A 10,803-nucleotide genomic window follows, 5' to 3' on the forward strand; every position below is an offset into this window, starting at 1 on the left:
ACCTCAGCCTTCCAAGCTGATGATGCGGGTTCGATTCCCGCTGCACGCTCCAACTTCTCCTTAAGCTCCATGACGTGCTTTCTTCCAGCGATACCCTATTCAAAAACTTTCTCCGTTCGATAAATCCATAGTCATTAAATCTATACTGATTTAACTTATTTTGTTTAAGCTTAGACTGACGAATCAACGCTAATTGACCAACCAAAGCTATTAACTCCTTAAATCGCTTCGTATTTCTGACACCTATCCAAATCACACATTGCAGTTCAGCTTTTAATGATTTTCAAAATTATTCCAATTTAATAATCTTGGTCAATATCTGCAAAAACAGTTGTGGTAATGTGCGCGCATTAGCAACAACCAAAAATAATTAAAAATGTTTAAAAGCAATGAGTTAACAATTAGCATCAAAGCAATCAATGTCGCGCTAGCAAAAGTTGAAAATGCCAATAAAATTCAGCTAGATACATTGAAAGGTTATGTGAACAGCGAACCTGAACAGGCTGTACTGGCTTTTCGATCGCTGAATGAAGCAGAGTCAATCGATGACAAGTTTAAAAAGATCATGGCAGAGCTACCGCACCTGAGCGGCGAGGCACACCACCTGCTTGAAACTTCTATCTTGCTACAGTGACTATAAATAAAGATAAGCCTCAGCGAATCCCTCACAGCAAAGCGCTTTAGGTATAAGTTAAGACTTATCTTTAATTTTCTAGCCCTCATTGAATTTCTAATTCAACAAAGCGCTATTGATTAACGTCTAAAGCGTTAACGACTTCACCATACCCGCTTCAGCGTGACCAGGGATATTGCACGCTAACTCTACGTTATTATCACCATGAAAATGCCAAAGCATCTGCTTCGCTTTGCCCGGCTTAACTGTGACTGTACTTCCCGAGTCATGAGCGTGATTACCCATATTTTTCATCATTTCACGGTGCTCTAGCTGCTCTGAGGCAGAACCAATCGAGAATTCGTGATCAATCTTGCCTGTATTCATCACAACAAACTGCACCACGTCATTTGGCTCTATATCGACCTTGTTTTTAAATGTGATTTTCATATCATCACTTAGCAGCACATGAACCACTTTATCGGGCTTCGCGCCTTGAGCTGGCATCCCAACTTCTGACATACCTTCCATGTCCATCATCTTTGAATGGTCCATCTTTCCACTCGTCATCATACTGTGATCCATTTTTGAATGGTCCATTGCAGCAAACGCGGTTGCTGTAGTCAGTGTTAGAGCGATAGCAATTAGTGTCTTTTTCATCGTCGTTCCTTAGATTAATTCAGTTATTTATTTGTTAGTTTCACATGTTCATATGGTGCGCCCTTACCTACTCCTGTCTCGCAAGTAAGGGCTTTATAGTCAGTGCGTTATTTACTTGTCTCGTTTTGGCTCTGAGTAATCTCTCGCTGTTTCCAGAGCTTAAAGATTGCAGGCAAAACCAGTAGGGTAAGCAACAGTGCCGACGCCATTCCGCCTATCATCGGCGCGGCAATTCGCTGCATCACTTCAGAGCCCGTTCCCTCGCCATACATAATTGGAATGAGGCCAATAATCACAGTAAGTACCGTCATCATCACTGGGCGAACACGCAGTCCTGCGCCCTCTCGAATCGCATCCGTTAAGTCTTCACTCTGAAGTGCTTGCTGGTTCTGCTCTGCATCCAATTTCTTGTAGTGCCATGCTTGGTTTAGGTAGACCAACATGATCACACCTATCTCAACAGCAACCCCGGCAAGGGCGATAAAGCCCACCCCTACTGCAATGGAGAAGTTGTAATTGAGGATATGCATTAGCCATAAACCACCCACCATTGCGAGTGGCAATGTCAGCATGATCATCATCACCTCACCGACACGGCGGAAGCTGAGGTAGAGCAATAACATGATGATGGCGATGGTAATTGGCACAACGACACTTAAACGCTCTTTGGCGCGCTCCATGTATTCGTATTGACCAGACCATGCCAGTGAATATCCGGCAGGCAAGACGATTTGATCTGTAACGACTTTTTGCGCCTCTGCCACATAAGAACCAAGGTCGCGACCTTCGATGTCAACGAACACCCAGCCATTAGGACGCGCGTTCTCCGTCTTAATCATTGGTGGTCCCGAATATCTGCAACATCAGACAAAGCAATTCGCGCTCCATTTGGTGTCACTAACGGCAGGTTCTGCAACTTAACGACAGAATCACGATAGCTTTGTGGGTAACGGACATTGATTGGGTAACGCTCTAGCCCCTCAACGGTTTCGCCCACGTTCATGCCACCAACCGCAGTCGAAATAACCTGTTGCACTTCTTTAATGCTCAAGCCATATCGCGCAGCAGAACGACGTTTGATGTCTATCGTCACATAACGACCACCCGCAACACGCTCAGCGTAGACAGAAGCCGTACCACTCACGCTATTGAGGATGGGTTCAAGTTGAGAGCCAATATCCTCAATCACGCTCAGATCTGGGCCTGCGATTTTGATACCAATTGGCGTTTTAATACCGGTCGCCAACATGTCGATACGCGTTTTGATTGGCATGACCCAAGCGTTGGTCAAACCGGGGAATTGAATCAGATCATCAAACTCTTTACGCAGAGACTCCGTAGTGACACCGTCACGCCATTCATCTCGTGGTTTAAGCTGAATCACGGTTTCAATCATGGTTAACGGTGCAGGATCGGTTGCTGTCTCTGCTCGACCAATTTTGCCCCAAGTGGTTTCGACTTCTGGAATGGTTTTGATGAGCTTGTTGGTTTGTTGCAACAACTCACGAGCCTTACCTATTGAGATACCCGGATACGTGGTTGGCATGTACATCAAATCCCCTTCGTCCAAAGGAGGGATGAATTCACTACCAAGCTTACTGGTTGGGTAATAAGCAGACGCCATTAAGCCAAGTGCGATAACAATCATCACCTTTGGATATTTTAGGCTGAGATTTAGAAGCGGCTTGTACATCGCCACTAGGCTGCGGTTTACTGGGTTTTTGTGTTCAGGTAGCACGTTGCCACGAATGAAGTAACCCATTAGCACAGGCACAAGCGTGATAGCCAAACCGGCTGCAGCGGCCATTGCATACGTCTTGGTAAACGCAAGTGGCGAGAACATCTTGCCCTCTTGCCCTTCTAGCGCGAACACAGGCACAAAACTCAAGGTAATGATAATCAGAGAGAAGAACAGCGGCGCGCCAACTTCTTCTGCTGCCTTACCTATCACTTGCCAACGGTTTTTGTCAGTAAGCGGAGTCCGTTCAATGTGTTTATGAACGTTCTCAATCATCACTATGGCACCATCCACCATGGCGCCAATCGCAATCGCGATACCGCCAAGAGACATGATATTGGCGTTAATACCCTGCCAATGCATCACAATGAATGCACCCAAGATACCAACGGGCAGGCTTAGTGCGATAACCAGTGATGAGCGGATATGGAACAAGAACAGCGCACACACCACGGCGACCACGATGAACTCTTCAGCCAGCTTCTTCCATAGGTTTTCAACGGCTGAATCAATCAAAGTAGAACGGTCATAAGTCGCGACAATCTCGACACCACCAGGTAAGCCAGCTTGCAGTTCAGCGAGCTTGGATTTGACTGAGTCGATCACTTCACTGGCATTTTCACCAAAGCGCATCACGATAACGCCGCCAACCGCTTCACCCTCACCGTTGAGCTCCGAGATACCACGACGCATTTGCGGGCCAAGGTTAATGTCAGCAATGTCGCCGAGCAGCAGTGGAGTCCCTTTGTCTGTCACTTTTAACGGCAAAGATTGAATGTCTTCGATGCTTGTCAGGTAACCCGTGGTACGAACCATATGTTCGGCTTCGGCAATCTCGACAACAGACGCACCTGTTTCTTGATTACCATCTTGGATTGCCTTGTTGACTTGCTGAAGCGTTAAGTCGTAAGCACGTAACTTGGCAGGATCAATCTGTACTTGGTACTGCTTCACCATGCCGCCAACGGTCGCCACTTCAGACACGCCTTCTACGGTTTGCAATTCATACTTCAAGAACCAATCTTGCAAACTGCGAAGTTCTGCTAAGTCGTGCTGACCGGTTTTATCTTGCAACACGTAGCTGTAAACCCAGCCCACACCGGTTGCATCTGGCCCTAGTGTTGGCTTGGCACTCGATGGCAAGTTAGGTGCAACTTGGCTTAAGTACTCCAACACTCGTGAACGTGCCCAGTACATATCAGTATCGTCATTGAAGATGATATAGACATAGGAATCACCAAAGAACGAGTAACCACGAACCGTTTCAGCTCCTGGTACAGCTAACATGGCGGTGGTCAATGGATAGGTAACCTGATCCTCGACCACTTGTGGGGCTTGCCCCGGATAACTGGTTTTGATGATCACCTGAACATCTGACAAATCAGGAATGGCATCGACAGGTGTATTTTTAACGCTGTATAAGCCGCCAAATACGATGGCTACAGTAGCAACCAACACTAAGAAGCGGTTGCTAATAGACCAGCGAATGATTGCATTGATCATAGTTCGCCCTCACCCGTGCTATTCGTCGGTTCGAGAGATTTGAGCACATAATCAGAACCTTGCTTCGCCACTAGAAACCGAATGGTTTGACCCTCGGCAAACTCAGATAAATCAAGGTCATCACTGGCTTGGAAATTCATTTCACCCGCTTTCCAATTCCACTCAGGGACTGGCTGATGTTTTACAGTGATCATGCCAAAATCTGCCATCAACATGGTAATGTCACCCGTTACCCAAACTTCGCCGGCGATCTTGTGTTTGTTGACCTTGTAATCAACAACCTCGTATTGCCCTGACTCTGTCTTTCTCATCTCAAAGTCAATTGCCTTACCACGTTGCACGTCACTCATGTCCAAGCCTTCCACAAAGGTGAAATTCATCACCATGCCCGGCCAATCCCATTCTGGAACAGGCTGATGGTTAATCGTCACCATACGGCTGCCTTGCATAACATCGGAAATTTCACCGTTTGCCCATACGGTTTCCGCTTCTTCCTCAACACCATTGATGCGTGACAGATCAGCTGATTGGCTCGATTCAGAATCCAACATGAAGTGTGCAGAAGTGACAATACTCTCACCTTGCTCTAGCCCTTGAAGCACCTCTATTTTTTCGCCAGCTTCACGACCAACCTCAATACGAGCAGAGCGATACTTGCCAGAACCTTCTGACATCACCACTCGAGTCATACCACCGGAGTGAATCACCGAAGATCTTGGGATAGTAAGAACCGCTTCATCACTAATGGGTTTCAGCGCAATATTTGCAAACATATTTGGCTTAAGCTCGCCATTTGGATTGGAGAACTTCAAACGAACGCGCAAGGTTCGAGTTTTTGGGTCAAGGATTGGGTACACGTAATCGACATTACCCAACCACTCTTTGCCGGGAATGGCATCTAGCGTCATCACCGCATTGCTGCCTGACGAGATCCAGTGTGCTTGGCGCTCAAACACCTCAGCATCAACCCATACCTCGCCTAATGGGCCAGCACTGATCACCGCTTGTGCAGGTGAAAGATAACCACCTTCTCGAATATTCAGGCTAGCGATGACACCATCCGCAGGCGCTTTGATTTCGATGGTTTGCGAGGCTTTCCCTTTACGAGCGATGGATCGTATCTGCGCTTTATCTACACCTAGGGTGACCAAGCGTTCAGTCGAGCCCTTGATCAAACCTTTACGACCCGTTTTATAAGCACTGATCAACTCTTCTTGTGCTTTAACAAGCTCTGGAGAATAGAGTGTGAAAAGTACATCACCTTTGTTTACCTTCTCACCCACTGCGTTGATGTAGAGCTTCTCAACCCAACCAGCTGCTCTTACGTTGGTTTGCCACAATGTACTTTCATCGAACGCCACATAACCCACGGTTTCAATGCGCGGTGATAGCGCTTCTCGTGTGACTTGTGCGGTTTTCACGCCAAGGTTATTTTCCACGGAAGAATCAATAAACACGGTTCCGGGCTTATCTTTAGCTCCGCCGTTCACATCGTCTGCATACACAGGGATAAGATCCATCCCCATTGGCGACTGGCCCGGCTTATCACGCTGATAATTTGGGTCCATCGGAGCTACCCAATACAAAGGCTCATCCTTGGTTTGTTTACTTACTTCGGCGCCTGTACTCGTTGCCATTGCTGACATGTTATGTGCTGACCCAACGACAAAGTGATTCACACCAAAACCCAATGCACCACCGACCAATAAAGCGATTGTTGCTACTTTTACTGAACTCATTGTCTATTCCCTTATTGATTGGCTGTGTGTTTAGTTGCGCTTGAATTGAGTTGTGGTTGGTTTACTTGGTATTCAAAGCCACTGACTAACGCCGCCAGTTTGCTGTTAACGATGTTGAGATCGGTGATCAAACGTTGTTGCTCTAACTTAAGCGCCAGCTCATCGGTCGTTGCTAAAATGACATCGTTAAACTGAGCGGTATTGTTTTGATAGCCCCTCTCAACCGCGCTGATTTGGGCTGCGGTTTGAGGAAGCAAGGACGTTTGATAGCGATCTAATCGCTGGATCAGATTTGTTCTGTCCACCAGCAATGCGTTCACTTGCGCGTTCATTTGGGAAAATAAGGTGTCTTTTTGAGATTTAGCCGCACCAACTTGATACTGAGCAGCCGATAAGTTTTTATCTTGTCGGTTCCCTGTAAACAGCGGGATGTCGACTGTCAGATAAGCACTCACCAGATCAGAAGCTGGTTCACCCGCCATGTTATTGGCTTGACGGTGTGCATACATCACTTCCACCCCAAATTGTGGGGTATAAGCTTGCTCGGCTAACTCAACCTGAGTTTGATTAGAGGAAATACTGACATCGGAGATCTTAACCAAAGGATGGTCAGTCAGTAGCTGGTAGTGCTTGGTTGAATCGATATTGGTCGCTAATTTGCTTTCCAACAATGACCAATCGATTTGGTTAGTTGCATTCAGTGTGCCCTGAGAATCAAGAGCCTGAGAGCCTAGCCAATCAGAACCCAACCATTCAGAAAGCTGAGAGATTAGACGACGCTGAACCTGCTGGTTTGCCTGAAGTTTCTCATCAAGCTTGCTCACTTGGAGCTGAGCATTAAGCAGATCTTGCGCTTCGCTTTTACCAATCGAGTAATTGGTTTGTACATAGTTTTCAAGCTCAACCAACAAACGACGATTTTGACGAATCACCGACTCAGCCTTTTGCTGATAACCTAACTTAAGCCAAAGCTGCGTCATGCTATTCGCAACCGTCAATTCTCTTGCTTGCACCTGCAAAGCTAAAGCATCTGCCTGTTGGCCTGCCTTTTTTTGTTGAAGGTTAAGCGTATCGCCACGCTCAAACTGCTGCATCAGCCCTACCGATATATTGGTCATCGGGTCTTCGTCGAATTGAAAGCTATCGACAGGCAAACCGCCAAATCCAACTTTCAATTTCGGGTCCATTAAGGTCGAGCTGGCAATGCCCGTTTCTCGCATCGCTTGAGACTGAGCAAAGTACTGTTTGCGATTTCCATCTTCGCTTAAAGCAATCTCAATCAGTGTATTGAGTTGCTGCGTCGAGCTTGCTTGGTCATGTGCTGAAATGTGTTGAGCATTTGAAGCTGACGCCGTGGTAGCCGCGAGCGTAGCACTTGAAAACAAGGCCATAGGCAAGGCAGCAGCAACCACTAAGCTCATGTTCATGACAAACACAGAGGTTGTTGGTTTCATATTCACAATGAATGTCCATATCTAGCGCTAATTAGCGCATAAAAAAGAATGGCTTATCAGATTTATCTAACTGATATAGCTGTATTTTTAGATATAGATTTATGCGGAAGGTGGGCGTAGCAAAGATTGAGCGCGTGCGACTTTCTGGCCAATCGTGACCGATTGAAAACGAGCTAATGAAAAGGAAAGTTGATCAACGGCTTGAACAGCCTGGATTGGATAGGGACTTGCAGAACACATTGAGGCACAGCAATCGGCACTCGAACAATGGTTACCCATCATCGGACTGCCGTCTTCGCTCATTGAAGACATATCGCATTGAGCCATCAAAGCATGGGCACTCATGTTAGAGTCTTCAGCGTGTACTTCTTCACTCATCACATGACACCCCGCCATTGAATCATTAACCGAAGTATCGCTGTGGTAACAAGCCGACTTGCTCGACCCCATTTCCATCATCATTACTTCAGTCATCAAGGCTGAGGAGCTTGAGGCATAGCTAGACATCAACATCGCAATGATGCTGAAAACAATAATCCAAGTTTTTCGGAATGTGTTTGTCATAGCTTACCTTTGAATTTACACCGCAACTATAAACGTTACCCTTAGGGTAAGGTCAATGCCATTGTGCCGATATTTGCCTGACCGTTGAAAAAGTATTCATCCTCTCTTTCATCAAAATGAGATAATTCTTCGACTTTGCAGTTTTTTCTTTAAAAATTATCCAATTAGCTAGCGAAACCTCTATCTGTGTATTTTACTTAAGATAGTGCAACCACGATTCACGGATGATAAAAATGGCTAACAAAAAAAACGTCGAAGCAAACAAGAAAAATACAGAAATCAAAAATAAGAAAAGTAACAAGCTAGAACAAAAGAAACCAACACAAAAAAAGAAGCGCAGACTGCATTCACATCTAAAAGTGAATATCCCACTTTTTCAGTCACTCATGATGATTTTGCCATCATTGGCTAAACACGCTGCTGCGGAAAGTATAGACAATTCCAGCGACGCTGCAGATCGAGTAACCGCAAATAACGTGACCGAAAAAGATGTCACCGATGACCATAGCAAGGCGGACTCATCAGCGGTTGCTCTCCAAGAAGCTCAGACGAGTGACAGCGACGTAAACTCCACCTTAAGTGCAAGTCATGCCGCCCATGGTTCGAGCTCTCACTTGGTTCCTTCTCATCATTTGTCGACGCTTTCTCACCCGCAAGTCCATTACATTCCTTCGGTATCGATGCCGACTATCTCCTCAGGAAGTAACGGTCAGCCGACTCATTCAAATGCGCCGACGACACCCGCTTTACCCGTCACCTTTATGCCAGAAGTCATAAAAGGTACCTACGGAGAGCTTCATGTTGATGCAAATGGTCAATACACATTCGTATTGAATCCAAATTCTCCTCAATACATCCTGTTAAACCAGCACCAACAAGGCACTGACCATTTCTTGTTGCATCTATCTAACGGCTCGAGTGTCATTGTTCAAGTTCCGGTCACAGGTAAACAAGATACGCCAAGTATTTCAGGAGACTTAACTGGCGTTGTCACAGAAGATCATAATATTGATTCACAAGGCTTGTTACATGCCAACGGTAAAATTGATGTCATAGACCCTGATCAAAATGAAAGTTCGTTGAAGCCGGAAGTTATCTCAGGTAAATATGGTTCATTAACTATCGATGCTGATGGACACTGGCAGTATCAAGTTGATAACTCGCTCTCTAACGTTCAAGCTTTAACCGCAGCCACTTCACTGCATGAAAGTTTCACAATTCACACCAAAGATGGCACACCGCAAACGATCGATATGACGATTGGCGGAAACGACGACAATGCCGTAATTACGGGTGTGGATGCTGGCACGTTAACTGAAGATTTAACGACACAAGTTCAAGGGCAGCTTTCGGTAACGGACTCTGATCTTGGAGAGGACCACTTTCAAGCCTCACAAGTGACTAGTAATTTCGGTACGCTAAGCATCACCAAAGACGGTGCGTGGACATACAGTTTAGACAACAATAACCCAGTAGTTCAAAGACTTGGCCAAGGTTCAACTGCGACAGACATCGTCACTGTTCACTCTGCCGACGGTACACCTCACAACGTAACTATCAACGTGAGAGGCACTAATGATAATCCAGTAGTAAGCAGTCAATCTCCACACCTCCCCTCAAAGGCAAATATTAGTGCACCTCCTTCGGGACTGGGGAAAACCATATATGAGGATGTAAATGTGCAAAATGGCCATTTACATACCGGCGGTCAATTACATGTTGATGATAAAGACTTCAACGAATCAACATTTTTGCCTGAGAATCTACATGGGGCTTATGGCGAATTAAAACTTACGAGTCAAGGCACTTGGTCTTACATTGCTAACAATAACAATCCGAATATAGAACAACTGAATAATGGCGACACGCTAACCGAGCGCTTTAAAATACATACAAAAGATGGATCGGTATTTGAACTTAATGTTTATATCAATGGCACCAACGATAAAGCGACGGTCAGTACAGCAACGGTCAGTATAGATGAAACCGACAGAGCGGTAACGGCTTCAGGTACGCTAACCAGTACTGACGTGGATAACCCAGACAATACCTTCACGCCAGGTTCCATTGCAGGCACAAATGGCGACCTCACCATTGATGTCAATGGTCATTGGGCGTTCACCGCCAACAGCGCGTTTAATAAATTGAACGTCGGCGATAAAGTCGAAGAAACCTTCACGGTGTCATCCATCGATGGCACACCGTCGACCATAAAAGTGACGATCAATGGCACCAATGATAAAGCTACTGTCAGCAGTGCGACCGTCGCCATCGATGAAACCGACAAAGCGGTAACGACATCAGGAACATTGAACAGTACCGACGTAGATAATCCAGATAATGCATTCACACCGGATTCAATTACTGGCACCAACGGTGACCTGACTATTGATGCCAATGGTCATTGGTCGTTCACCGCCAACAGTGCGTTTAACCAATTAAACGTCGGCGATAAAGTTGAAGAAACCTTCACGGTGTCGTCTATTGATGGCACAACGTCAACGGTCAAAGTGACGATTAACGGCACTAACG

7 protein-coding genes and 1 pseudogene are annotated in these 10,803 nt (G+C 45.9%); 2 read left to right on the forward strand and 6 right to left on the reverse strand.

Translation table 11 applies throughout. From position 1 onward, the window contains the following. On the reverse strand, window positions 1-205 hold a 205-nt coding region (locus AB6E54_RS22425; RefSeq protein WP_372111843.1), incomplete at its 3' end, for a hypothetical protein. Window positions 206-376: 171 nt separating this feature from the next. Between AB6E54_RS22425 and AB6E54_RS22430 the strand changes: the two genes are divergently transcribed. Continuing rightward, the gene (locus AB6E54_RS22430) at window positions 377-634 is read left to right on the forward strand and encodes a hypothetical protein (RefSeq protein WP_017067599.1); all 258 of its coding nucleotides are present in this window, start codon (window positions 377-379) and stop codon (window positions 632-634) included. Between the two features lie 126 nt (window positions 635-760). On the opposite strand, the gene AB6E54_RS22435 is transcribed toward AB6E54_RS22430, so the two are convergent. The 5 genes and pseudogenes from AB6E54_RS22435 to AB6E54_RS22455 form a co-directional block, all read right to left on the reverse strand. Next, window positions 761-1,273: a cupredoxin family protein gene (locus AB6E54_RS22435; RefSeq protein ID WP_372106076.1), complete on the reverse strand. Its 513-nt coding sequence runs from the start codon at window positions 1,271-1,273 to the stop codon at window positions 761-763. A gap of 107 nt (window positions 1,274-1,380) precedes the next feature. Further along, window positions 1,381-4,514: pseudogene (locus AB6E54_RS22440) on the reverse strand (efflux RND transporter permease subunit). Next, on the reverse strand, window positions 4,511-6,253 hold the full coding sequence (locus AB6E54_RS22445; RefSeq protein WP_372106074.1) for an efflux RND transporter periplasmic adaptor subunit: 1,743 nt from the start codon (window positions 6,251-6,253) through the stop codon (window positions 4,511-4,513). Before AB6E54_RS22445 ends, AB6E54_RS22440 begins: the two are co-directional and overlap by 4 nt. An 11-nt stretch (window positions 6,254-6,264) precedes the next feature. Next, window positions 6,265-7,707: a TolC family protein gene (locus AB6E54_RS22450; RefSeq protein ID WP_372106105.1), complete on the reverse strand. Its 1,443-nt coding sequence runs from the start codon at window positions 7,705-7,707 to the stop codon at window positions 6,265-6,267. Between the two features lie 99 nt (window positions 7,708-7,806). Continuing rightward, window positions 7,807-8,271, reverse strand: coding sequence for a hypothetical protein (locus tag AB6E54_RS22455; RefSeq protein WP_061025425.1), 465 nt, complete (start codon window positions 8,269-8,271; stop codon window positions 7,807-7,809). A 233-nt stretch (window positions 8,272-8,504) separates the two neighbouring features. On the opposite strand from AB6E54_RS22455, the gene AB6E54_RS22460 reads away from it, so the two are divergent. Beyond that, window positions 8,505-10,803: VCBS domain-containing protein (locus tag AB6E54_RS22460; RefSeq protein ID WP_372169051.1), on the forward strand; the 2,299-nt coding region annotated here is incomplete at its 3' end.

The sequence above is a fragment of the Vibrio sp. 10N.247.311.49 genome, assembly GCF_041467655.1.
GTDB lineage: Bacteria > Pseudomonadota > Gammaproteobacteria > Enterobacterales > Vibrionaceae > Vibrio > Vibrio crassostreae_C.

What these genes read in the sequence shown, in the direction of transcription:
- AB6E54_RS22430 (WP_017067599.1), top strand. Translation starts at nt 377, where the DNA reads ATGTTTAAAAGCAATGAGTTAACAATTAGCATCAAAGCAATCAATGTC.
- AB6E54_RS22435 (WP_372106076.1), bottom strand. Translation starts at nt 1,273, where the DNA reads ATGAAAAAGACACTAATTGCTATCGCTCTAACACTGACTACAGCAACC.
- AB6E54_RS22445 (WP_372106074.1), bottom strand. Translation starts at nt 6,253, where the DNA reads ATGAGTTCAGTAAAAGTAGCAACAATCGCTTTATTGGTCGGTGGTGCA.
- AB6E54_RS22450 (WP_372106105.1), bottom strand. Translation starts at nt 7,707, where the DNA reads ATGAAACCAACAACCTCTGTGTTTGTCATGAACATGAGCTTAGTGGTT.
- AB6E54_RS22455 (WP_061025425.1), bottom strand. Translation starts at nt 8,271, where the DNA reads ATGACAAACACATTCCGAAAAACTTGGATTATTGTTTTCAGCATCATT.